Annotated in this window: 24 protein-coding genes; 6 read left to right on the top strand and 18 right to left on the bottom strand. The window is 63.4% G+C overall.

Features of this window, described 5'->3' with window-relative positions:
- The first annotated feature begins 238 nt into the window (after positions 1-238).
- Both KO516_RS12100 and KO516_RS12095 read left to right on the top strand, forming a co-directional pair.
- Entirely contained in the window at positions 239-1,693 is a 1,455-nt protein-coding gene (locus KO516_RS12100) for a DEAD/DEAH box helicase (RefSeq protein ID WP_216004047.1), read from the top strand.
- A 179-nt stretch (positions 1,694-1,872) separates the two neighbouring features.
- Positions 1,873-2,217: a PilZ domain-containing protein gene (locus KO516_RS12095; RefSeq protein ID WP_216004046.1), complete on the top strand. Its 345-nt coding sequence runs from the start codon at positions 1,873-1,875 to the stop codon at positions 2,215-2,217.
- Between the two features lie 77 nt (positions 2,218-2,294).
- Here KO516_RS12095 and KO516_RS12090 read toward each other — a convergent pair whose 3' ends face one another.
- The 10 genes from KO516_RS12090 to KO516_RS12045 all read right to left on the bottom strand — a co-directional run bounded on the left by KO516_RS12090 (position 2,295) and on the right by KO516_RS12045 (position 12,771).
- Positions 2,295-3,374: an ABC transporter ATP-binding protein gene (locus tag KO516_RS12090; protein ID WP_216004045.1), complete on the bottom strand. Its 1,080-nt coding sequence runs from the start codon at positions 3,372-3,374 to the stop codon at positions 2,295-2,297.
- 3 nt (positions 3,375-3,377) lie between these two features.
- Positions 3,378-4,160, bottom strand: coding sequence for an ABC transporter permease (locus KO516_RS12085; RefSeq protein WP_216004044.1), 783 nt, complete (start codon positions 4,158-4,160; stop codon positions 3,378-3,380).
- Entirely contained in the window at positions 4,157-5,134 is a 978-nt protein-coding gene (locus tag KO516_RS12080; RefSeq protein ID WP_216004043.1) for an ABC transporter permease, read from the bottom strand. Before KO516_RS12080 ends, KO516_RS12085 begins: the two co-directional genes overlap by 4 nt.
- A gap of 81 nt (positions 5,135-5,215) precedes the next feature.
- On the bottom strand, positions 5,216-6,325 hold the full coding sequence (locus KO516_RS12075; protein ID WP_216004042.1) for a PotD/PotF family extracellular solute-binding protein: 1,110 nt from the start codon (positions 6,323-6,325) through the stop codon (positions 5,216-5,218).
- A 36-nt stretch (positions 6,326-6,361) separates the two neighbouring features.
- On the bottom strand, positions 6,362-7,447 hold the full coding sequence (locus KO516_RS12070; protein ID WP_216004041.1) for an NAD/NADP-dependent octopine/nopaline dehydrogenase family protein: 1,086 nt from the start codon (positions 7,445-7,447) through the stop codon (positions 6,362-6,364).
- The gene (locus tag KO516_RS12065; RefSeq protein WP_216004040.1) at positions 7,444-8,031 is read right to left on the bottom strand and encodes a peroxidase-related enzyme; all 588 of its coding nucleotides are present in this window, start codon (positions 8,029-8,031) and stop codon (positions 7,444-7,446) included. Before KO516_RS12065 ends, KO516_RS12070 begins: the two co-directional genes overlap by 4 nt.
- Positions 8,028-8,501, bottom strand: coding sequence for a hypothetical protein (locus tag KO516_RS12060; protein WP_216004039.1), 474 nt, complete (start codon positions 8,499-8,501; stop codon positions 8,028-8,030). Before KO516_RS12060 ends, KO516_RS12065 begins: the two co-directional genes overlap by 4 nt.
- A complete protein-coding gene (locus tag KO516_RS12055) occupies positions 8,498-9,955 on the bottom strand; it encodes an NAD(P)-binding domain-containing protein (protein WP_216004038.1) in 1,458 nt (485 codons plus the stop codon). The genes KO516_RS12060 and KO516_RS12055 overlap by 4 nt, the downstream gene beginning before the upstream one ends.
- A 39-nt stretch (positions 9,956-9,994) precedes the next feature.
- A complete protein-coding gene (locus KO516_RS12050) occupies positions 9,995-11,320 on the bottom strand; it encodes an MFS transporter (protein ID WP_216004037.1) in 1,326 nt (441 codons plus the stop codon).
- Positions 11,317-12,771, bottom strand: a complete 1,455-nt coding sequence (locus tag KO516_RS12045) for an aminotransferase class V-fold PLP-dependent enzyme (RefSeq protein ID WP_216004036.1) — start codon at positions 12,769-12,771, stop codon at positions 11,317-11,319. The genes KO516_RS12050 and KO516_RS12045 overlap by 4 nt, the downstream gene beginning before the upstream one ends.
- Positions 12,772-12,882: 111 nt before the next feature.
- On the opposite strand from KO516_RS12045, the gene KO516_RS12040 reads away from it, so the two are divergent.
- From KO516_RS12040 to KO516_RS12025, 4 genes are all read left to right on the top strand, one after another.
- Positions 12,883-13,344, top strand: coding sequence for an Lrp/AsnC family transcriptional regulator (locus tag KO516_RS12040; protein ID WP_216004035.1), 462 nt, complete (start codon positions 12,883-12,885; stop codon positions 13,342-13,344).
- Positions 13,345-13,480: 136 nt separating this feature from the next.
- A complete protein-coding gene (locus tag KO516_RS12035; RefSeq protein ID WP_216004034.1) occupies positions 13,481-13,933 on the top strand; it encodes a DUF2852 domain-containing protein in 453 nt (150 codons plus the stop codon).
- 66 nt (positions 13,934-13,999) lie between these two features.
- Positions 14,000-14,449: an RDD family protein gene (locus KO516_RS12030; protein WP_216004033.1), complete on the top strand. Its 450-nt coding sequence runs from the start codon at positions 14,000-14,002 to the stop codon at positions 14,447-14,449.
- Positions 14,450-14,628: 179 nt separating this feature from the next.
- Positions 14,629-15,441 (top strand): arginyltransferase, encoded by an 813-nt coding sequence (locus KO516_RS12025; RefSeq protein WP_216004032.1) that lies wholly within the window; start codon positions 14,629-14,631, stop codon positions 15,439-15,441.
- A 6-nt stretch (positions 15,442-15,447) separates the two neighbouring features.
- Here KO516_RS12025 and KO516_RS12020 read toward each other — a convergent pair whose 3' ends face one another.
- The 8 genes from KO516_RS12020 to nuoN form a co-directional block, all read right to left on the bottom strand.
- Positions 15,448-15,996, bottom strand: coding sequence for a membrane integrity-associated transporter subunit PqiC (locus tag KO516_RS12020; protein WP_216004031.1), 549 nt, complete (start codon positions 15,994-15,996; stop codon positions 15,448-15,450).
- Between the two features lie 5 nt (positions 15,997-16,001).
- A complete protein-coding gene (locus tag KO516_RS12015; protein WP_216004030.1) occupies positions 16,002-18,116 on the bottom strand; it encodes an MlaD family protein in 2,115 nt (704 codons plus the stop codon).
- Positions 18,109-18,747, bottom strand: coding sequence for a paraquat-inducible protein A (locus tag KO516_RS12010; protein WP_216004029.1), 639 nt, complete (start codon positions 18,745-18,747; stop codon positions 18,109-18,111). The genes KO516_RS12015 and KO516_RS12010 overlap by 8 nt, the downstream gene beginning before the upstream one ends.
- Positions 18,714-19,358: a paraquat-inducible protein A gene (locus tag KO516_RS12005; protein WP_216004028.1), complete on the bottom strand. Its 645-nt coding sequence runs from the start codon at positions 19,356-19,358 to the stop codon at positions 18,714-18,716. Before KO516_RS12005 ends, KO516_RS12010 begins: the two co-directional genes overlap by 34 nt.
- Positions 19,359-19,440: 82 nt before the next feature.
- Positions 19,441-21,105 (bottom strand): ribonuclease J, encoded by a 1,665-nt coding sequence (locus KO516_RS12000; RefSeq protein ID WP_216004027.1) that lies wholly within the window; start codon positions 21,103-21,105, stop codon positions 19,441-19,443.
- Positions 21,102-21,881 (bottom strand): type III pantothenate kinase, encoded by a 780-nt coding sequence (locus KO516_RS11995; protein WP_216004026.1) that lies wholly within the window; start codon positions 21,879-21,881, stop codon positions 21,102-21,104. Before KO516_RS11995 ends, KO516_RS12000 begins: the two co-directional genes overlap by 4 nt.
- 11 nt (positions 21,882-21,892) lie before the next feature.
- Entirely contained in the window at positions 21,893-22,681 is a 789-nt protein-coding gene (locus tag KO516_RS11990) for a biotin--[acetyl-CoA-carboxylase] ligase (protein WP_216004025.1), read from the bottom strand.
- Between the two features lie 59 nt (positions 22,682-22,740).
- On the bottom strand, positions 22,741-24,183 hold the full coding sequence (gene nuoN, locus KO516_RS11985) for an NADH-quinone oxidoreductase subunit NuoN (protein ID WP_216004024.1): 1,443 nt from the start codon (positions 24,181-24,183) through the stop codon (positions 22,741-22,743).
- Between the last annotated feature and the right edge of the window lie 7 nt (positions 24,184-24,190).

The following is a 24,190-nucleotide window of genomic DNA, read 5'->3' as shown; positions in this document are numbered from 1 at the left end:
CTCGATCAAAGACTCGGTCACGAAATCGCAAGACATCCGCCCATATCCTGCAAAGGTGGCACCGCAACCCCACGCTTTTCAGCGCAAATCAACGCTCTGATTGACCTTTGCCCGGTGATTCCGGTAAAAGCCGCGTCAACGGCAACGCGATTGCCGCTCAGGCAGGGCCAACCGGGCTCGTTCCCATATCAGACGCGCGGGCCAAAGTTCTGTTGTCCGCACCCAAAATCGGACACACATGACGAAATTCAGCGATCTAAACCTGAACCCCAAGGTTCTCAAAGCCATCGAAGAAGCGGGCTATGAAACCCCGACGCCGATTCAGGCAGGGGCGATTCCCCATGCTCTCGAAGGGCGCGACGTGCTGGGAATCGCGCAGACCGGAACCGGCAAGACCGCCAGTTTCACCCTGCCGATGATCACCTCGCTGGCCCGTGGCCGCGCCCGCGCCCGGATGCCGCGCAGCCTTGTGCTGTGCCCGACCCGTGAGCTGGCCGCGCAGGTGGCCGAAAACTTCGACACCTATGCCAAGTATGTCAAGCTGACCAAGGCGCTGCTGATCGGCGGCGTCTCGTTCAAGGAGCAGGAGCAGCTGATCGACAAGGGTGTCGATGTGCTGATCGCCACGCCGGGCCGCCTGCTCGATCATTTCGAGCGCGGCAAACTGATCCTCACCGACGTCAAGGTCATGGTGGTGGACGAGGCCGACCGGATGCTCGACATGGGGTTCATCCCTGACATCGAACGCATCTTCTCGCTCACGCCCTTCACCCGTCAGACGCTGTTCTTCTCGGCCACCATGGCCCCCGAGATCGAGCGCATCACCAACACCTTCCTGTCCAACCCCGAGCGGATCGAGGTTGCCCGTCAGGCCAGTGCCTCCGAGACCATCGAACAGGGTGCGGTGATCTTCAAGGCATCGCGTCGCGATCGTGAAGGATCGGAAAAGCGCGCGGTGCTGCGCAGCCTGATCGACCGCGAAGGCGAGGCCTGCACCAACGCGATCATCTTCTGCAACCGCAAGGTTGACGTGGACATCGTGGCGAAATCGCTCAAGACGCATGGCTATAACGCCGAGCCGATCCACGGCGATCTTGACCAGAGCCAGCGCACCCGCACGCTTGACGGCTTCCGCGACGGCTCGATCCGTCTGCTGATCGCATCGGATGTCGCCGCACGCGGGCTTGACGTGCCTTCGGTGAGCCATGTCTTCAACTTCGATGTCCCCGGCCACCCCGAGGATTACGTGCACCGTATCGGCCGAACCGGTCGCGCCGGGCGTCTTGGCAAGGCCCTGACCATCGTGTCGGGCCGCGACGAAAAGAACTTCGAGGCTGTCGAGAAATTGCTCCAAAAAGAGATCACCCGCGTCGAGCTTCCCGGCTTCACCGGAACGGCACCTGAAGACGCCGCTCCCGAGGCTGCCGCGCCCGAGAAAAAGACCACCCGCTCGCGCCGCACGGAACGCACCGAGCGGCCAGAACGGGCCGAGCGGGCGGAACGCCCCGAGCGGGCCGAGCGTCCTGAGCGCGCGGAACGTCCCGAACGGGCAGAGCGGCCTGAAAAGGCCCCTGTGCGCAGCCGGTCAGACCGCGGTGGTCGTGGATCGGACCGCGATTCAAATGTGGTCGGAATGGGCGATCACATGCCGGAATTCATCGCGCTGAGCTTTGATCAACGCCGCGCCAGCTGAACGCACCCGCATCTTGCCATAAAGGCCCGGATCCAGCAGGATCCGGGCCTTTCGCGTCTGTGGGGATGGTTTGAAACAAGCCCGTAAGGCGCACTCAACAGAGCCTACCCCCTTTGAGAAGATCGCATTCGAGACTCTCCGGTAAGAAATCCTAAAAGGATATCGGCGAAATTCCTCTCATGCAGAATGATCAACGCCCCTCTCGGAATCGACGTGCCGTCCTGCGAATCGCCTGCGGCATCGACGTTATCGTCGAATTCGATCGTGGTTCGCAAATGCGCTGCCGCACGATCGACATTTCGATTTCCGGGGCACAGCTGCGTTTCAAAGACCCCCCTTACAGGCGCGATGAATCGCTCGACAAGCTGATCATCCCCGGGGCTGGTATCTTCAGCATCACCAAACGCTGGGCGGATGGATACCGGGTCGGGGTGCGCTTTTCAGGCCCAGAGGAAGAAATGCGCCTGCTGTCGGATCTGGTGGAATATCTAGATAAAATGCGTCGGGATCGTGCCGAGGGCTGATCGCGCCCTTGTTCTGAAACAGAAGCGGGGCGGGCAGCGATGCCCACCCCTTTTGCGATGTCGCGTCTGGCGCTGGCTCAGTCGCGCAGCACGGCCATGCTGGATTCATCCCAGCCGATCCAGACCGGCGCCTCGCCGACCGACTGGCCGGTGTCCGCATCGACATAGGCGCGCAGAGTCGCGCCCTGCGCCTGTTCGACCATCAGATCAAGCGCCATCCGGCTGCCAAGGAAGGTCTTGCCGACGACCTTGCCCTGCACGGCATTGGTGCAATCCGGACGCGTGGCGTGAAAGCCAAGCCGTTCAAGCCGAACCGAGGCGGTGATCGGCGCGCCCGTCATCGGCACGCCGCCCGGCGCGTGACCGCGCAGGGTCTGGCCGAACCAGTCCATCACCACGGCGCCGCCGTCGGTGCCGCGCATTTCGCCGTTCAGCAGGTTGGTCTCGCCGATGAACTCGGCGACAAAGCGGCTCGCCGGATGGAAATACAGCTCTTCGGGGGTGCCGTCCTGTTCGACCTTGCCCTTGTTCATCACCACGATGCGATCAGACATGGTCAGGGCTTCTTCCTGATCGTGGGTGACGAAGAAGAAGGTCTTGTTGGTGCGGCGCTGGATCGATTTCAGCTCTTGCTGCACCTGCCCGCGCAGCTTGGCATCAAGCGCGCCGAGCGGCTCGTCAAGCAGCAGCAGCGCCGGATCGGGCGCCAATGCCCGCGCCAGAGCCACCCGCTGACGCTGACCACCCGACAGCTGCGCCGGGTAGCGATCACCATAGGAGTCCAGTTCGAGAAACGCCATGATCTCGTCCTGACGCGCCCGGATCTGCGCCTTGCCAAGGCCTTTCAGTTCCAGACCGAAGCCGATGTTCTGGCGCACCGTCATATGCGGAAACAGCGCGTAATCCTGAAACACCATGTTGACGTTGCGCTTTTCAGGCGGGCGCTTGGTCACGTCGTCGCCGCGCAGCAGCACGCGGCCCGAGGACGGCGCTTCGAAGCCGCCGAGAATGCGCAGCGTCGTCGACTTGCCGCAGCCCGACGGGCCAAGGAAGGTGACGAATTCGCCCTGTGCGATATCGAGGTTCAGTTCCGACAGCGCGGTGGTGTCGCCGAAGCGCTTGGTGATTTTGTCGAGGCGAACGAGAGGGTCAGCCATGGCTCAGTCCTTGTTCATACGGCGGGTGAAGCGTTCTGCCCAGACGCCGATGAGGGCGGTCAGGATCAGCGCAACGGTCGCGATTGCATTGATTTCCGGGGACATCCCCGATTTCAGCTTGGCGAAGATCAGCACCGGAAGGGTCGGCTCGTAGCCACCCAGGAAGAACGAGCGGACGAAATCATCGAAGCTGAGCAAAAGGCAGAAGATGCTGGCGCCCATGATGGCGGGCACAAGATAGGGAAAGGTGATGCGCAGGAAGGCGATCAGCGGGTCGGCGCCAAGGTCGCGCGCCGCCTCGATCTGGCTTTTCGGCAAGGTCGAGAGCCGCGCCATCACCACCAGCACCACGAAGGGCACGTTGTGGACCGCGTGCGACCAGATGATCGCGCCCATGCCCGGCTCGATCCCCAGCAGCCGCGCATAGATGCGAAACGCGATGGCCGAGATGATGCCGGGGATCAGCGCCGGCAGCACCGTCATGCCAAAGATCGCCGCGCGCCCCCAGAAGCTGCGCCCTTCGAGCAGCACCGCGATCCATGTGCCAACAAGGATCGACACCACGGTCGAGAGCACGGCAATCGCCACCGAATAGCCAAAGGCGGTGAGGGTTTCGGCATCGCCCATGACGCCGGTGTACCAATCCAGCGTCCAGCTCTTGATCGGAAAGCCGATGAACTTGCTGTCCTTGAACCCCATCATCACCATCAGGATCAGCGGGATGAACACATAGGCGACAAAGGCCCAGTAGACGCAGCTTAGCAGAATGCGGTTGTGACGGGTCATCGCGTGTCTCCCTTGCGCAGCAAGGTCATGATCTTCTGGAAAGAGGCGGTCAGCAGCAGCGCCGCGACGAACATGATGATCGCAAAGGCCGCGCCGGTGGGCCATTGATCGCCCGCCACGTGGAAAAAGCCGCCGATGGTTTCGGCAAAGACGGTGGTCGACGGGCCGCCCAGCAGCACCGGCGTTGCATAAAAGCCGGTCGAGATCAGGAACACCAGCGTGCAGCCCGACGAGATGCCTTCGAGGGTCAGCGGCAGGGTCACACGGCGAAAGCGTGTCCAGGCGCCCGCGCCAAGATCGGCGGCGGCCTCGTTATAGCTTTTGGGCAGTTTTTCCAGCGCCGAATACAGCGGCAACAGCATGTACAGCGCCGTCAGGTAGACAATGCCCACCCCCATGGAAAAGCTGGTGTACATGAACGGAATCGGCCGGTCGATCAGCCCAAGCCATTTCAGCACAAGGTTCACCGCGCCGGTGTTGCCCAGCAGGATCATGATGGCGAATGTGCGGACGATCTCGCCGACCCAGAACGGGATCAGCAGCAGCAGCAGCAGCAGCATGCGGTTCTTGGGCGAGACATGGCGCGCAAGGAAATACGCCACCGGATAGGTCAGCAGCAGCGTGCAGAAGGTGAACACCGTGGCAAAGCTGAGGGTGCGAAAAAACGGTTGCCAGAACAGCTGGTCCTGAAAGAACTTCAGGTAGTGTTCGATGGTCAGGTGCTGCTCGACGCCCGGCGCAACCGGATAGGCATCGGTCAGCGACACCCGCAGCATCTGCAACATTGGTCCGACATGCTGTGTCAGCACCCAGAGCACCGGAAAGATCGCCAGCAGCAGGAACTGCCGGCGCGGCGAGGCGGTCACAAACGTGGCAAGCGCCATATAGGGGCCCCAGCCGGACAGCCGGCCCCAGAAGGTGCGCTCCGACGCAGGCGCGGCGCTATCCTTGCGCGCGGTGGCCTCATAGGTCATGGAAAGTGCCCTCAATCAAGGGTTTCAGAACGCCCGTCCGGCACGGGGCCGGACGGGCTTGGCGGCAGGGTCCGTGAGGGATCAGGCTGCCTTGATCGCCTCGACCGCCGGGTCGAGGAGGCCATATTTCATGTCGTTCGCCTCGGCGCGGAAGAACTGCAGGTTCGCCAGCTGCTCGTCGGGGAAAGAGGTCGATTTCTTCTCAAGGTCGGTCAGGTATTCGCTCGCGCCCTTGTAGGTCGAGATGAAGCCCGAGGCCTTGGTCATCGCCGCGCCAACTTCGGGCGAGGCAAGGATCGCGTTGAGGAACGTATAGGCATTGTCCATGTTCGGCGCGTTGTTGGCGACGTTGAACGTGTAGACAAAGCCGTAGGATCCTTCCTGCGGGATCGACATGGCGAGCGGGAAGCCATCGTTGATCAGCGCTGCCCCCGGACCGTTCCAGGTCTGGGCCAGTGCGATATCCTGGTTGACGAACATCTGCTGCACTTCGGCACCGCCGTCATAGTACTTGCGGACCTTGTCCTTGTTGTCGATCAGGAACAGCTTGGCCTCTTCGACGATGGCGGCGGCCTTTTCCGGATCGTCAAGGTATTCAACCATGTTGCCGTCATAGCCCATCATCAGCATGACGATCGACATCATGTCCTGGATCACATAGGCGGTCTGGCCGGCATATTGATCGCTGAACAGGGTCTGCCAGCTCTGTGCCTCTTCTGCCGAGACGAGGTCGGTGTTGTAGGACAGCACCTCCATGCCCGACAGGATCGGCGCGCCCCACTTGTTGCCCTGAATGGTCGCCCAGTCGGATTCGCTGAAGGTGGGGTTGATGTTGCCCCAGTTGGACAGGCGGTCAGTGTCGAGCGGCGCCAGCAGGTCGCTGTCGATGAATTGCAGGAAGCGGTGGCCCGCGACGGTCATGATGTCGACGGTGGGGTTGGGCGCTTCGGCGGCGAGCAGGCTGAACTGCTTGCCCTGGTCATCGACGAGGCGGACGTTGACCTTGATGCCGGTCTCGGCCTCAAACTGCTCTTTGAAGGCAGCGGGGACGAAATCGTTGTAGGTCCAGATGTTGACCTCGCCGCCGGCTTGCGCGTGGGCGCGGCGCAGGTAGGCGGGGCTGGCGAGCAGCGCGCCACCGGCGGCGGCGGTGGTCAGAAGCTTGCGGCGATTGAGGATGAGCTTTGTCATGTCGGTTTCCCTGTGTGGTCCGTATCGTTTTTGCTGTTATGCCGTTTGCGGCGTTTTGCGCAGCAGGCCGGTACGGGCGGCCTGTTGCAGGTCTTCCAGAGTGTACGCGCTGAGGTTCAGCGCGTTAAGGATCTCGTTCTCGGCGGTGAAATCGCGGCCATACATCGCGCCAAAGATCTGCGTGCCCGCCTCGTGCAGCGTGGCGGGCTGGCCCACCAGACGCCCCAGAACCGCCGTCGGAACCAGCCCGTAGGGCACGTCTTCGGTGACATAGCGGCTGTCGGCGGTGGCCGGACCGGTGCCGCCATTGCCCTGCGCGTGCATCTGCTGGTTCATCTCGCTGATGCTGGCTTCGGGGACGTGGAAGCTGGCCGCGAAATGTTCAAAGATGGTCTTGGTCTGCAGCCCCAGCGCCTGTGCAATGGCAAGGCGTTCAAGATCGAGCGCCTCTAGCAGCGCGCCGACCTTGGGCGTTACGTTCTGGCCCTGCGACCATGTCTCGCCGCGCTCCATCCGGGTGATGTTGCCAAGCGCAATGCCAAGGTGGTTCTGCGGGTTGAGGTTGCTGAGCGTGATCGCCAGCAGCCCGTCGCGCGGCACAAAGACATCGCCGAACAGCCCGGTGCAGACCGCCCGGGCGCAATCGCCGCGGGTTTCGGGCACGGTGCACAGATCGACCTTCTTGCGCACGGTGTTGACCTTCGCGGTCATCCCCTCACGTCGCCCGGTGACGGCGGTGGTGCCCCATGCGGTGATAGGTGCCGAGATGCCGCGCGCCTCCAGCAGCTGCGCCAGATAGATCGCGCCAAGGCTGGCGTGGCTGCTGATGATCACATGCTGGCCGTCGCGGATATGCGGGGCAAGCGCGTCGAACACCGCCTTGTGGCCATAGCCCGGCAGCGCGACCAGCAGCGCATCGTTTGCCTCGCACAGCGCCTGCGCACTGGCGGCGATGCGCGGGGTGAACCGGGTCTCGATGGCGCCGGTGGCGGTCAGCTCAGTCAGCCCCTCGGTCGAGGCGCCCGAGGGCGACCACAGCATCGGATCATGGCCGTTGACATGCAGCAATGCCGCCGAGCCAAAGGCGATGGACCCCGCGCCTGCGATACCAACCTTGCTCATGCGCTCACCTCTTCGCGCACCGGATCGCCCAGCACATGCATCAGCCGGTTTGCCCAGCCGAACAGCGCGGTGGACAGGATCAGATCGAGGATCTCTTCCTCGCTCAGCCCGGCCTCTTTCAGCGTGGCCATGTCTTCGGGCGTGGCCGCGACCGGCGCTTCGGACAGCTTGCGGGCAAAGTCGAAAATCGCCCGGTTGCGCTCTGAAAGATCGGCCTTTTCGCCCTTGGTGAACAGCTCGTCGGTTACGGCGGTGTCCTTTTCCAGCTTGGCGTGGCGATCGGCGTGCACGGCGGCGCAATAGATGCAGCGGTTGACCATGCTTGCGCCAATGGCGCCCAGCTCGCGCTCGGCCCGGCTCATGCCACCCGCGTCATACATGATCGCATTGAACAGCGGCGAGCGCACCTTGAGGCTTTCGACATCATGCGCCAGCGTCAGCACGTAATCCGACACCTTGGTGTTGGACGGGGTGACCGACAGCGCCTCGAGCTGCTCAGGCGTTGCCTGCGCAAGGTTCACAGGGGTGACGCGCGGCTGCCAGGTTGGAACGGTGCGGGTGAATTTATGGATGATGCGGCTCATGCGGCGGCCCCTTTCATCAGCTTGAGCCCCGCAACGACGCGCAGCTGATAGGCGGTAAAGGCGACCAGCTCGCACAAGCGCACGATATCCGCATCGGCGACGCCCGCGGCTTGCAGGTCAGAGATATCGCTGGCGGCGATGTCCTTGGTGGCATTGGCCGCCCTGTCGACAAAGGCGATGATATGGGCAAGATCGCCGCCATCGGACGCCGGATCGGCCAGCGCGGCCATGTCGCCGGCCTTGGCAAGGTAGCGCTCTGCCAGTTCCGGCACCCCGCCCGCCGCAGCGATGCGCGCGGCCAGTGCGGCGCGCAGCTCATGGCTGAACGCACCGGTGTAAAGCGGAGCAATCACTGCATCTTCAGCGGCTTGCGTGGCGTTCATGATGTTGGCACGGGTCTGTGCGGCATCGGCTGCTGCGCCGGTGTCGATCCCGGCAGCGGCAAGGGCCGTGGTCTGGAAAATGCTCACGCGACCTTCTCCTTCGTTGTCTGCGGCAGCTCGCTCTCTGTCCATTCGGACCCGTCGAGCTCGGGCGTCTCGTAGTCTAGCATCGCCTGCCAATGTGTTGAAAGGTCTTCGGAATAAAGCGTCGCCGCCATGGATTTCGCAAGCCATGACGCGCCTTCGGAGACGCCCGGAATATCGCCCGACACCTTGCCGAGCGACGCCGACGCGCCGTAGTTGAAGCAATAGACATGGCGCAACCACGGCACCGCGCCTTCGGACTTTTCGCGAAAGGTGAAATCGCTGTTCAGATAGGGGAAATTGCCCAGATCGCGGCTCTGTTCGTCTTCGGGCGGCGTGTAGACGTCACGCCACAGCAGGATCTCGCCCGCGACCGGTCCGAATTCGGTTCGCGCCATCGGGTCGATGACAAATCCGGTGCCAAGGATCAGGAAATCGCAGACATGCGCCGTGCCATCGGCAAAATGGATCTTGATCTCGGTGCCAAGATCCTCGACCCGCACAGTCGCCTTGCCGAAATGGAAATAGGCGTTGTCGTGGCAACTGACCCGCAGCGTCGAACCATGCGGAGACGGGGTCTGCGTCGACAAGCTGTACTGCATGAAGCGCCAGCGCCATTCATCGGGCAGCTCGCCAAAGCCAGCGGTGAACCCGAACGAGCCGATGCCCATCATCTTGTTGACCGTCGGCATGGTCTTGCGGCGGATCAGGTGGCGGACCTCGGCGGCGCCATGTTCCAACGCCTCGGCGGCGTTGTCGACGGCGGATGCCCCGACCCCGATCACCGCAACGCGCTTGCCGCGCAGCGCCTCGAAATCGATGGCATCGGCGCTATGCGCCCAGTAGCGGCGGTCGATGCCCTCGACAAACCCGGGAATGTTCGGCCCGCCGGTGCCGTCGCGACCGGTGGCAAACACCAGCTTGCGGCACAGGATTTCGTCGCCATCCGCCAGCGTCAGCTTCAGCAGATCGCCCTGCGGTTCGACCTTTTCCACCGACACGCCGTTTTCCACCGGCACGCCGAGCGCGCGGCGATACCAGCGCAGGTACTCCATCCATTGCGGACGCGGGATCTTGTCGAGCGTCTCCCATGCCTGCGTGCCGAACTGGGCGCGGAACCACGCCTGAAAGGTCAGCGCACCATGCCCGCCCGCCGGGCCGGTCAGCGTTTTCGGAGAGCGCAGCGTGCGCATCCGTGCATAGTTGAGCCACGGCCCCTCGTAGCCTTCGGGGTTGCGATCCAGCACGCGGATGCGGCGGATGCCGCCCGCGGTCAGGTTGAGCCAGGCGACCATGCCGCACATGCCGCCGCCGATGATGACAACGTCGCTCACCCCGTCCTGCGCGGGCACCCAATCCTTGCCGGGATAGCACAGAAATTCGAGATCTTCATGAAGGCGGGCCTCGAGCGCGTCCAGCCCCTGCCCGTCAATGGAATATGTATCGTTCGTTTGCATACGAATCTTCCTACAGTAAAACCCTGTCGCGTTTCAGCATCAAACGTGAGCTTTTGCCCAAGATGGATGCAGATCGTCTATGTGATAGGCGTGTTCATGGCGCTTTGATCCCCCCGACAGATGCGGGTGATCGGCGGGCAGGTCGGGGTGCGCGTGGGCGCGCGAGATCGGATCATGGGCCGGCCAGATGCACAGCGCGATAACGGATGTCAACACCGACAGCCCCGCCAGCACCAACAGCGCATATTCCAGCCCGGCCTGCGCCGCCAAACTGCCCGCCAGCGGATAGGCGATCAGCCAGCCCGCGTGGCTAAGCGAGAATTGCGCGGCGAACACCGCGGCGCGGTCCTCGCGCGCGGCAGAGCGGGTGATCACCAGCCCGCCCGGCGTCAGCGCCAGAGACGAGGCCAGGCCAAAGCCGCCCCAGACCAGCAGCAGCCCCGCCATCGGCAGCGCTGGCAGCAGCGCGAACACCGCACCCAGCCCGGCAAAGCCCAGCACCCCGGCGGCAATCGCGCGCCGCTCGGTGACATGGCGCAACAGGCGCGGCACCAGAACCGCGCCAAGCGCCGCGCCAAAGCCATAGCCCGCCATCAGGACCGGATAGAACCCATCCGCATCGCCAAGACGCTCGCCCGCATAGACCACGGTGTTGACCAGAACCCAGGCCATGCTGAACGACAACCCAAGCGAGAGCAGGATCAGCCCGCGCAGCCGGGGGGTCTTGGCATAGATCACCATGCCGCGCAGCGCGCGCCGGATGAACGGCCCCTTGCGCGAAATGGTGCCCTTCTCGGGAAATCGCGTCAGCATCAGGAAGAGTACCGAACAGGCAAAGGACAGCGCCGCGCAAACGAACAGCGCCTGCGGCGCGACCATCTTCAGCACCACCGCCGCGATCACCGGGCTAAGCACCGATTCCGCCGTGTAGGCGATGCGCGACCATGCCAAGGCACGGGTATATTGCGCCTCATCCGGCAGCACGTCGGGGATCACCGACTGGAACAGCGGGGTGAACCCCGAGGCCAGCACGAAAAAGAAAAAAGCCAGCGCCGCGATCTGCCATGTGGCAGTGACAAAGACCATCGGCAGCAGCAGCAGCATCCGCCCGAAATCTAGCCCCGCCATCGCCGTCTTGCGCGGCACGCGGGCCAGCAGCGTCTCGGCAAAGGGCGCAAGCCCGACATAGGCCACCATCTTCAGCGCCAGCAGCAGGCCAAGCACTTTGCCGCCAGCCTCGGCGCCGCCGATCCGCCACGCCGCAAGCGACAGCGCCACCGTCAGCAAACCGACCCCGAGGATCGAACAGATCTGCGCTGCAAAAAGGGTGCGGAAGGTGCGGTTGGCGATGGGATTTTGGTTCACGAGGCAAGGCTTTCAGCTGGCACGGGCGCAAATCGGGCGGTGGCCCGGTCGGCGGTATAAGAGGCCTCGTAAGAGTTGGCCTCGCGTGCCAGCTTGTCTACCGCTGCGATGATAATTTCAACCTTGGCATCGCTCATCAATGCCGAAAGGTTGAGCCGGACCCAGCCGGGTTTGGCCGTCTCCTCGCCGCGTTCGAGCCGGGCGAAGGTCTCCTCGGACTCGGCTTTCCCCAGCCCCAGCAACCGATGCGCGTAGGACCCCGCACAGGCACAACCACCACGCGCCTGAATGCCGTAGACGTCGCTCAGCAGCCGCGTGAAGAACTGGTGATGCACCAGCCCGCCCTGCCCGTCGCGCACCCGGAACGAGAAGATCGGCAACGCCTGCGCACCCGGCTGCCCGAGCAGTTCAAGATGCGGATTGCCTGTCCAGACCGCTTCGGCCTTGGCCCGCAGCGCGGCCTGACGGGTATCGAGCCAATCCTGCCCGAGCGCCTGTTTGACCATCATCGCAAGGCAGGCGCGGAGATCGCCCAGAACATTGGGCGTGCCGCCTTCCTCGCGGTCAGCAAGGCTGGACGAATAGCGATGCCCCCAAGGCGAGACGAAGCTGACCGTGCCGCCGCCGGGCAAGGTCGGCGTTGAGCGGCGCGCGATGGCATCGCGCAGGATCATCAGCCCCGACGCCCCCGGCCCGCCGGGAAACTTGTGCGGCGACAACACGATGGCGTCTTTCTGGGCATCGCTGCCCTGCGCCATGTCCATCCGGGTATAGGGCCCCGCGCAGCCATAATCCCAGATCGCCAGCGCACCATGGCGCTTGAGCATCCGCGTCACGGCATCGGTATCGGTGACAATGCCGGTGACATTGGATGCGGCGGTGAAGGTGCCGACGATGATCTCGGCCCCCTGCGCGGCGCGAAGCTGCGCCTCGAGGTCGGCCATGTCGAGCCCGCCTTGCGCAGCTTCGGCGATCTCGATCACCTCGGCGCCGCTTTCGCGCCACGGCAGCAGGTTGGAATGATGTTCATAGGGGCCGACAAGCACAACCGGCCGCCCGCCGCGCGCCGCGATTCCGGCAAGATCCAGCAGCATCACCAAGCGGTTGAGCCCCGCCGTCGACCCGGCACCGGCAAAGACGACGCTATAGCCCGCCCCGGCGCCAACCATATCGGCAATCTGCGCCCGCGCCGCCTCGCGCAGTTTCGTGGTGAACGCGCCGCAATAGGATGCCTGCGTGTGGCTGTTGGCGTAATAGGGCAGCACGCGGTCGCGGATGAAATCCTCGACCTGCGCCAGCGCCCGGCCAGAAGCGACATAATCGGCATAGATCAACGGCTTGGGTCCGAACGGGCCGTCGATGGTGGCGTTGTCTCCGATCAGCCCGGCCTGCAGCCACTCCGGTAGATCCGGGCGGTCAAGCGAATGGGCGAAGTCGTCGAGGGGGGCCATGGCGTGGTGTCCTGCAAATCTGCTGTTCGGCACATCATGCCACAGCATAATCAAAAAACTTCCCCTATTTGACCCCTTAACACTCGGATTATTCTATCGTATGACCACACAATGACATTAAAGATAGATCATATAGACCGCCGCATCCTTGCGGAGCTGCAACGCGACGCATCGCAGTCGCAACGCGCCCTGTCCGACCGCGTCGGCCTGTCGCAAAATGCCTGCTGGCGCCGGCTCAAGGCGCTGGACGCCGCCGGGGTGATCCGCAACCATACCGTGGTGCTGGATCGCGCGCAGCTTGGCGCGGGGCTGGTTGTCTTCGTGATGATCAAGACGCGGCACCATTCGGCAGATTGGCTGAAACGCTTTCGCAGCCATGTCTCGACCATTCCCGATGTCATCGATTTTTTCCGCATCGGCGGCGATTACGACTATCTTCTCAAGATCATCACCCATGACATGAACAGCTATGATCTGGTCTACAAACGCCTGATCGAAGAGATCGAACTGGAGACGGTGACATCCTATTTCGCCATGGAAGCGATCGAGGAACAGCGGCCCATTCCCTTCTAAGCCACTGATTTAAAACGCATCAAAAAGTAAATGTAAAAAACATTCACATAGCCCCTTGCAAGCAGGCCCCGGCATCCCGATCTCTAGTCATGTGAAAGGCATTCACATCAACGCCAAGAGACAAAGGATAACGCCCATGACCGCCGCCGCACAGGAATACGCCGCCCAAAGCCGGAACCCCGGCTGGCTGCGCCGCTCCGAGGCCTGGCTGGACGACCGCGGCAAGCCCGCTTGGATCGTCGCCATGGTGCTCGGCTTCATCTTCTTCTGGCCAATCGGCCTGTTTCTTCTTGCCTACATGATCTGGAGCAATCGCATGTTCTCCTCTGCCTGCCGCAAATCCCGCCACGCCAGCCGCTACGCCGCGCGCTATTCCTCTGGCATGAGCGCCATGCGCTCGTCGGGCAACGCCGCCTTTGACGCCTACAAGGAAGACACGCTGCGGCGTCTCGAAGACGAGCAGAAAAGCTTCGAGGATTTCCTTCAGCGTCTGCGTGAAGCCCGTGACAAGGCCGAGTTCGACCAGTTCATGGACGACCGCGCCGGCAAGGCCCGCGCCGCACGAGAAGACAGTGCGCAAGACGCCTGATTGCCAACCTTGCATGGCCCCACCACAGGGGCCATGTTCTTTCCGACAAAGAGGGATAGACCGCAGATGTACGCCGACAGCCGCCGCTCCCACCTTCCCGACCCGGTGACCCAGCGCGGGTTTTACGACAGCGTTGCAATCAAGCGCGGGCTGGCCTGGGTGATCGATACGATCATCGTCGCGGCGCTGGTGCTTGTGGCGCTGCTGTTCACCGCGTTTCTCGGGGCGTTTATCTTTTTTGCGATCTGGATGGTGATCAGCTTCGGCTACCGGGTGGCCACCATCGCAAACGGCTCTGCCACATGGGGCATGCGCGTCATGGCGATCGAATTTCGCGACTGGCGCGGCGAGCGGCTCGATTTCGGGCAGGCGCTGATGCACACCGTCGGCTATACGGTTTCGGTCTCCATCGCGCCGCTGCAACTGATCTCGATCGTCTGCATGATCGCGACCGAACGTGGTCAGGGCCTGACCGACCTCGTGCTTGGCACCGTCGCGCTCAACAAGCGTGCATAAGCCGGACAGGCTGCAAAGCCCCGTGAGAAAGCAAACTCGGGGCTTGCAAATCATCCGTTCAGGACTTTCGATAACAGTAAGCCGTAGCAATGCCGGGTCCGCAAGCACCCCTTTTCGGGGGCTTGGCGGTCTTGCGATTCGTTGCTACCGTCCGTAACGGAATCTGAAACGGAACGCCCATGCGCCATTCTCTACCGCTCGCGCCTCAGTTCTACGTCACGGCCCCGCAACCCTGTCCGTACCTGTCTGGTCGGATGGAACGTAAGCTGTTCACGGCATTGCAGGGCGATACGGCAGAGAAACTGAACGACAGCCTGTCGAAACAGGGGTTTCGACGGTCGCAGAACGTTCTGTACCGGCCCTCCTGTTCCGATTGCAGCGCCTGCCTGTCGGCACGGATCGACGTGCGGCAATTCGAGCCGACCAAAAGCCAGCGCCGCACGCTAAAGCGCAACGACACTCTGCATCGCCGCGCCTCCAGTCCCTGGGCGACCGAGGATCAATATGCGCTGTTCCGCCGCTATCTCGACGCGCGGCACGCCGATGGCGGCATGGCCGACATGGATATCTTTGAATTTGCCGCGATGATCGAGGAAACGCCGATCCGCAGCCGCGTCGTGGAATACACCCATGGCGAGGACGGCCCGCTCAAGGCCGTCTGCCTGACCGACGTTCTGGATGACGGTGTGTCGATGGTCTATTCGTTCTACGAACCCGACCTGCAGAAAAGGAGCCTTGGCACATGGATGATCCTCGATCACATCGCCATCGCGCGCGAGGCGGGGCTGCCCTATGTCTACCTTGGCTACTGGGTGCCCGGATCGAGCAAGATGGGCTACAAGGCGCAGTTCGGCGCGCTTGAAGTCTACCGTCGCGGGCGTTGGGAAAAGGTGACCGACACCACCGATTACGAAGACGAGCGGCACCCGCTCACGACCGATCCGATCGCCGAGCAGGTCGCCAATATCTCGCTTCCCGACAGCCGCGGCTGAGCCGCCCTAGCGGCCTAGCGTCGCGATGATGTCCGACGACAGCTCTGACACTGCGGCGCCTGTCGCGACGGCGATGTCATTGGGGCCGGTCGATGCCAGCGGCTGAACGATGCTGAACGGCACGATGCGTTCCGCCACGATCCGATCATAGGACGAGATCGCGTATTGCCCGCTCATCCGCAGGCTGCCGTTGGCCTGCGCCACCAGCTTGGCCACGGTGACAGACACCGCCGCCTGCGCGTCTTCGTCCAGCGGCCACGGTTCCGGCGCGGCGGTGGCCGAGGAGCGCGCGTTGACCTGCTCGGCAATCGCCAGCGTCACCGCGCGCACAGGATCGTCGGCCCAGACCGCGTTCTTGACCGGGGTCAGCCCGCCATCGGCGCTTTCAAGCAGGATCTCGGAGGCCTCGGCATAAGACGGAAGCGACACCTCTCGCACTTCAAGCGTGGCAACCCGCACCCGGGCAGAGCCCGCGACTTCGGGCGCGTCGATCAGATAGCGCTGGTCGGTTCCGCAGGCGGCCAGCGCCAGCACAAGGGGGATATAGCGAAGCATATGTGTCACCGTCCGAAAAGCAGGGAGTTGGGGTTGCGCTCGATCTGTCTTGAAAGCCGGGTCAGCGCTTCGGCCGCTTGGCGCACTTCGCGCAGGGCGTTGACGGTCTCGCGGTTGAAATCCGAATTGGCTTCGTAGCCGCCAAGCGTGGTCTCGGCTTGCGCAACCAGCGTGCCGATGCGCTGCGACAGCGCCGGAAGCGTGCCCGCCGCTTCCTCGATTGCCGCCGCCGCGTCACGCGCCGAGGCCAGCGTCGCATTGGTGTTCTCGACCACGCCGCCCTGACGCAATTCGGCCAGCGCGCCTTGCGCCTCGTCCAGAGCCCGCGCCAAGGCGCCGGGCAACGCGCGGGTGTCGTCGCTGTCGATCAGCGCATCGGCGCTGTCCAGCAGCTCTGTCGCCTGCGCGACAAAGCTGTCCAGCGGCAGCGTGTTGGCCTTTTGCACCAGCGCACGGGCTTCGGCCACCAGCGTCGGGATTTCCGAGGTTGCACCCTCGAGATCCCCTGCCATGGCGTTGACTGTATCCGCCGCGTTGGCCGCGCTATCGAGCGCGCGCGTCAGGGTGCCGACCAGATCGGCGGTGCGCAGCTCTTCGGCGATGCCGCGCAATTCGCTGACCGTGGCGCTTAGTTCATCGGGCAGGGTCTGGATGCCCTCAGAGCCGATGACGCCGCGCGCATCAGCCAGCAGCCCGTTGACCGAGCCGGGCACTTTTTGCAGATCCTCGTTGCCCACTAGGCGCTCGATCGAGCCAAGCGTGGCGGTGATCTGATCGATCATTTCCTCGATCGGCAGGTTGTCGATACGGCTGAAAACCCCCTGCGCCGTGGTGGTCAGATCGGCGATGTTGGATTCCACCGACGGGATTTGCGGGTCCGCCGCATCAAAGGCAAAGGGCGCCTCGGCATTGGGCACGGTGATCAGCTCGATCATCAGCCCGGTGCTGAACAGCCCTTCAGAGGCAAGCCGGGCGCGCAGACCGTCTGCAATCTCGTTGCCAAGGAAATCCAAAGTGTCTTCCTGCGGCGTGTCGCTTTCCAGCCCAAAGGCGCGCGGATCAATGCTGATCGAAGCACGCAGCTTGACCTCCTGCTCGCCGCTGCTGTCGTCGATGAAGGCCCCAAGCGCCTGCACCTGCCCGACCCGCAGCCCGCTATAGGTCACCGGAGAGCCAACGCTCAGCCCGCTGACCGATTGATCAAAGGCGGCGCTGAGCGTGACGGCATTGTCGGTCAGGTCGGAATAGACGCTGTCCTGCGCCGATTGCTCATCGTCGAACAGATCGAACACGTAGCGCGACGGCACCGGGCTGCCGCCCGAGAACACCGTGCCAAAGCTCACCCCGCCGCGGATCAGCGACGCAAGGCTTTCGACCGAGAAATTGAAACCGCCGGCACCGAGGCTGAAGTTGAACCCGGAGGTATCCCAGAACCGGGTCGCCGTGGTCAGCCGCTTGTCATAGGGCGAGTCGATGAAGGCATCGGCGATCACGCCGTTGCCGCTGTCGATCAGGCGCGGCTCTTCGATGCGGCCAACCTCGATACCCTGATGAAAGATCGGAGCCCCCGCCGAGAGCTGCGAGCCGCTCTTGGCGCGCAGCACGATGCGGGTGCCTCTCATGCCGGGCTTGACCAGCGGGGCAGAGTCGAGCCCCTCGAAACTGGTGGTGCGGACGGCGTCACTGTCACCCTCGGCCTTGGGGTCGAACCCGGCCTCAATATAGACACCCGAGAGCACCGTCGACAGGCCGGAAATGCCCGACGCACTGACCTCGGGGCGCACCACCCAGAACTGCGCATCCGAGGTCAGCCCACTGGCAACCACGTCATCCACCGTCGCGGTGACCACGACCGAGCTGAGATCGGGGGTGAATTCGACCTTTTCCACCAGCCCGACGGTCACGTCGCGATAATGGATGGTGGTCTCTTCGGGGACCACACCGGCGGCATTTTCAAACCGGATCTCGATCACGGTGCCGCGCTCGGCATAGCTTTGCCACGCCACCCCCATGGTCACCGCCAGCGCCCCGATGGGCACCAGCCATGCCAATGACAGATTGCGCCAGAACGAGCGCTTCGGCCCTTCGATCTTCATCTCGGCCGGTTGTGGTTCAGCCATGGTGTTCGTCCTCGTCTGCGTCCCAGATCAGCCGCGAGTCGAAGCTTTCTGCCGAGATCATTGTAAAGGCAACCGACACCGCAAAGCTGACCGCCGCGATGCCGGGATTGATGGAGGCCGCAAAGTCAAGCTGCACCAGCGAGGCGAGGATTGCGACCACGAAAACATCGATCATCGACCAGCGGCCGACGAATTCCACCACTTCGTAAAGCTTGTGGCGGGCCCCAGCCGACATCCGCACCTTGCGCTGTACGGACAGCGCAAGAAAGGCGATGGCGGCGAATTTCGAGCAAGGAATGATGATCGAGGCAAAAAAGACGATTGCGGCGATGCCATAGGATCCATGATGCATCAGATCGACCACACCGCCGAAGATGGTGCTTTCAGAGGTCTTGCCCAGCACCGTGGTGCGCAGCATCGGGTAGATGTTGGCCGGCACATAGACCACCAGCCCGGCGAAAAGCCACGCCCAGACCCGTTGCACGCTGGTGGTGTCGCGACTCGCGATCGCCGCGCCGCAGCGGTCACAGACCATCACCCCCGGTCGATGGACGCGCCCGCATTGCACGCAGCCCACCAGCCCGGCCGCTTTCGCGGTCAGAATTTGCGGCGCGTGTCCAGCGTTTTCCATACCGTCAGCCTGCTCATGAAGTTGTCTTTCAGGACGGTGACGATCACCAGCCCCACGAAGGCCCAGAACGCCGGGCCAAGGCTCAGATGCGCCAGCCCTGCCACCTTGACCAGCGCCACCGCGACGCCGACGATAAACACCTCGGCCATCGCCCAAGGCCGCAGCGCCTCGGCCATGCGAAAGGCGCTTTGCGCATGGGGCCAAGGGTGGTTGCCAAAGGCCATCGGCGCCAGCGTATAGATGATCGCGCCGAACCGCGTCAGCGGCAGGATCACGATCAGGGCCGCCATTGCCACGGTCAGCGGCGCCGTCAACCCGCTGGAGAACGCCCGGACCGTATCCAGCAGCGAGGCACGATGCGCGCGCCCCGCCACCTCGAGTTCGAGAAACGGAAAGAAGATCGCCGCGACCATCAGGATGATCGCCGCCAGCGCCAGCATGATGATCCGGGTCATCGCCGTGCGCCGCGGCGCCTCGAGCACCGCGTGGCAGCGCAGGCACGAGGCGGTTTCCCCCGGCGCGACGTCGCGCTCGAGATACAGGGCGTCGCAAGAGGGGCAGGCAATCAGCTCGTCGAGCGCTGGCAGCTGTGCCATGGAATCAACCTTCATGGGACGCAATCTAATGCACGCCGCCGCCAAGGCAACGATGCCGCAGCGCGGCACCCTTGCCTGGCATCTGCCTGTTGCAGACTTAGCTCAGACGGCTGATGACGATGGTGACTTCGGGTTTCTTGCCGATCTCGTTCTGGGAGGTGTTGCGCACGATGCGGCGCATGCCTTCTTCGAGCTTGTCATCGTCACTCAGGACCTTGTCCTTGGCACGGCCAAGGAACTGGCTGAGGTCTTCCTCGAGCACCTCATTCAGCGGCGCATTGCTCCGCCCGGTCTCGGGCAGGCCCATCAGCTCGCACCACGGCTCGCCGAGCGGCTCGTCATCCTCGTCAAGGATCACCGTCACCAGAACATGCCCGTTCAACGCCATGCGGATACGGTCGCGCACGATGCCATCCATGGCGCCGATCTGCACGCTGCCATCCAGATAGGTGCGCCCCGCGTCGATCCATTCGGCGACGGTGGGCGTGTTGCCCGACAGGTCGATCATCATGCCGTTCACCGCCAGAACCCCGGCGCGGCCCTTGGCTTGCGCCAGCTTGACGTGTTCGCGCAGGTGGCGATGTTCGCCGTGCATCGGGATGACCATCTGCGGCTGCACGATGTCATGCAGGCGTTCCAGATCGGGGCGGTTGGCGTGGCCCGACACGTGATACAGCCCGTTGCTGTCATCCACCACGTCGACCCCCTTTTCCGAGAAGTTGTTCATGATGTGAATCACGCCCTTCTCGTTGCCGGGGATGGTCTTGGACGAGAACAGGAACATGTCCCCTTCCTTGAGCTCGATGCCGTTGTATTTGCCCCGCGACAGCTGCGCCGAGGCGGCGCGCCGCTCGCCTTGGCTGCCGGTGACGATCAGCATGACGTTCTCACGCGGGATCTGGGTCGCGTCTTCGACCTGAATCACCTTGGGGAAATCGGTCAGCACGCCGGTTTCGATCGCCGCCTCGACCATCCGGCGCATCGCCCGGCCCAACAGGCAGACCGAGCGCCCGGCCCGCACGCCCGCCTCGGCCAGCGTTTTCACCCGCGCCACGTTGGAGGCAAAGGTGGTTGCCACCATCATCTGCGGCGCGCTGGCCACCAGCGCGGTGATGTTGTCGCCCAGTTCCGATTCAGACCGGCCGGGGTTGGGCGAGAACACGTTGGTACTGTCGCAGACCAGCGCCTTGACGCCCTTGGATGCCACCTCGGCCCAGAGTTCCGGGTCGAAGGCCTCGCCGACGATGGGGTTGGTGTCGAGCTTGAAGTCGCCCGAATGGATCACCCGCCCCTGCGGCGTGTCGATCACCAGCCCCGAACTTTCGGGGATCGAATGCGAGATCGGCAGGAAGCCAACCTCGAACGGACCGACCTTGGTGGTCTCGGGCCAGGGCGAGCAGGTTTTCACGGTTTCTTCGCCAAGCCCGTATTCGGCCAGCTTCTGACGCGCAAGGTTGGCGGTAAACGCCCGCGCGTAGATCCGCACCCCAAGCTTTTCAAAGCAATGGCCGACGGCACCGATATGGTCTTCGTGAGCGTGGGTGATGAACACCGCCTCGATACGGTCGCGATTTGCAACCAGCCATGCGATGTCGGCAAAGATGATGTCGACGCCCGGTGTCGTGTCCATATCGGGGAAGGCAACGCCAAGATCAACGACGATCAGCCGCTCTTCGCCCGGTTTGCCATAGCCGTAGACATAGCAATTCATGCCGATCTCGCCGGCGCCGCCCAATGGGAGGTAAATGATACGATCTGTCATGAGGACTCCTGCCTCTTGTTATATGCGTGGATGACTGTGAGACCATGCATCGTGAGTTCATCCACAAACTCGTCGAAGAGATCTTCGGATTGCTGGAAAAGAGGTGCCAGCCCACCTGTCGATATGACCTTCATCGGACGGGCCCGTTCGGCCTTGATGCGGTCGCAAATTTCACGGACGAGGCCGATATAGCCCCAGAAGATACCCGATTGCATACAAGCAACGGTGTTGGTGCCAACTACGCTCTGTGGGCGTGAAATGTCCACATGCGGAAGCGCGGCGGCGGCAAGATGCAGCGCCTCGAGGCTGAGATTCACCCCCGGCGCGATCACGCCGCCGACATAGGCTCCGTCGCTGGCAACCACGTCAAAGGTGGTGGCCGTGCCGAAATCGACCACGATCAGATCGCCGCCATACAGATCATACCCCGCCACGGTGTTGACAAGCCGGTCCGGCCCCACTGCCGTTCCGGTATCGACCCGCACCGCCACCGGCAGGCGGCAATCGGGCTTGCCCACCACATAGGGCCGCGTGTTGAAATAGCGATCCGCCAGCACCCGCAGGTTGAACACCACGCGTGGCACCGTCGACGAGATGATCATGTCTGTGATCTGGGCATCGATCTTCTGAAAGCCCATCAGCGACGACAGCCAGACGTAATATTGATCGGCGGTGCGCTGATGCTCGGTCGAGGTGCGCCACGTGGCGAGGAACTTGGTTCCGTCCCAGATCGAGAACACAGTGTTGGTGTTGCCACAGTCGATGGCCAGAAGCATCTGCGCCCCCTTCAGAAAAAGACGTCGGCCGCCGGGATCGCCTGACGCCCGGCTGCGGTTTTCAGCACGAGATTTCCCGCCTCGTCCACGGTTTCGAATGTGCCGGTGATCTCGGCGGTGCCGGTGCGCGCGGTGATGATCTCGCCCAGACGCGCGGCGCGGGACAGCCATGCCTCGCGGATCGGCGCAAAGCCATAGGTCACAAAGCGCGCCTCATGCGCGGCAAAGGCGCTGGCCAGCGGATTGAGGAATTCTTCCTGACTCACCCGCACGCCGGTTTCCGACAACAGCGACACCGGGCGCAGCGCGCCGGGTTCGACCTGCTGCGCGCCGGGCGCCTCGACAAGGTTCACGCCGATGCCGATGGCCAGATGCGCCGCGCCGCGCCCGCCCATGCCTTCAAGCAGAATGCCCGCCACCTTACCGCCGTTCAACAGCACGTCATTGGGCCATTTCAGCGCCAGCCCGTCGACCCGCCCGGTGACCGCCGCAAAGGCATCGAACAGCGCCAGCGACGCCACGAAAGAGCGCAGGGCAACCACCCGTGGCTCTTCGCGCGGCATCAGAACCAGCGTTGCGGAAAAATTGCCCTCAGGGTTTGCCCATGGCCGCCCGCGCCGCCCGCGCCCGGCAGTCTGGCGCAGCGCACAAATCCATTCCGGCCCCGCCAGCGTGCCCGCCAGCCGTTGCGCCTCGAGGTTGGTGCTATCGACTTCGGCCAGCACCCGCCGACCATATCCCGCAGGCCAGTTCAAAGCGCCCCGCCTTTCTTCTTCGCGCAAGCGCAGCCCTTGCCCCATTCAAAAAGAGCGGCGCACAGCATGGCGCGCCGCCCTTCTGATTGCTCTGGTCAATCCGTTCAGCGCACCAGCACCGATGCTGCCATCGACGCCGCCGCCTCGACCCCGAACAGGTTCACCACGCCAACCACCATGATCAGCGCCGACGCCATCAGCAGCCCCCACAGCACGGGCGAGCCGCCCGCGTCGATGCTGTCTGTCCGGTCTTCGCCGAAATACATCAGGTAGACGATGCGCAGGTAGTAGAACGCCCCGATCACCGAGGCAATGACGCCCGCAACCGCCAGCCATGCCAGCCCGCCATCATAGGCGGCGCGCAGCACGTAAAGCTTGCCAAAGAAGCCCACCAGCGGCGGCACCCCCGCAAGGCTGAACAGCAGTACCAGCATCGCCAGCGCCCGGCCCGGCTCTTTCTTCGAATACAGGCCCAGCGAGTCGATGTCGGTCACCGGCGCGCCGTCGCGGCTCAGCGACAGGATGAAGGCAAAGACGCCGATGTTCATGGTGACATAGATCGCCATGTAGACCAGCATCGCCTGCACGCCCAGCTCGGTGCCCGCGGCAAGGCCCATCAGCGCAAAGCCCATATGGGTGATCGACGAATAGGCCATCAGGCGCTTGATGTCCTTCTGACCGATCGCCGCGATCGAACCAAGGAACATCGACAGCAGCGAGAGCACCGCGATCACCTGACTCCAGTCAGAGATCACACCGCCGAAAGCGTCGAACATCAGCCGCGCCAGCAACCCCATCGCCGCCACCTTGGGCGCGGTGGCAAAGAAGGCGGTGACCGGGGTCGGCGAGCCCTCGTAGACGTCCGGCGTCCACATGTGGAACGGCACCGCCGACACCTTGAAGGCAAGCCCCGACAGCATCATCACAAGGCCGATCAGCAGGCCCACCGACAGGTGATCGCCATGCGCCGCAGCAATGATGCCCGAAAACAGCGTGGTGCCCGAATAGCCATAGGTCAGCGATGCGCCATACAGCAGCAGGCCCGACGACAGCGCGCCCAGCACGAAATACTTCAGGCCCGCCTCGGTCGAACGCTCGCTATCGCGGCGCAGCGCCGCGACCACATACAGCGCCAGCGATTGCAGTTCGAGCCCCATGTACAGCGTGATCAGATCGCCCGACGACACCATCACCATCATGCCGACAACCGACAGCAGCACCAGCACCGGGTATTCGAAGCGTAACATGCCAAAGCGCTTCATGTAGCCTTCGGACATCACCAGCACCGCCGAGGCGGAGAGCAGGATCACCACCTTGGCAAAACGCGAGAAGGCATCGTCGATGAACATCCCGCCGAAACCGGCCTGTGCCGGGGCGTTCGATGCCCCGATCCAGATCGCCATGACCAGCAGCAGCGCCGCGCTGGCCCAGACCAACAGCGAGGCCATCTTGTCCTTGCCGGTATAGACCGCGCCCAGCAGGGCGAGCATGGCAAAGACCGACAGCACGATCTCTGGTAGGATGGTGTTCAGATCAGCCGAGATCATGTCCCGC

Source organism: Citreicella sp. C3M06 (assembly GCF_018860705.1).
Lineage (GTDB): Bacteria > Pseudomonadota > Alphaproteobacteria > Rhodobacterales > Rhodobacteraceae > Salipiger.
This window is presented reverse-complemented; position numbering and strand designations above follow the sequence as displayed.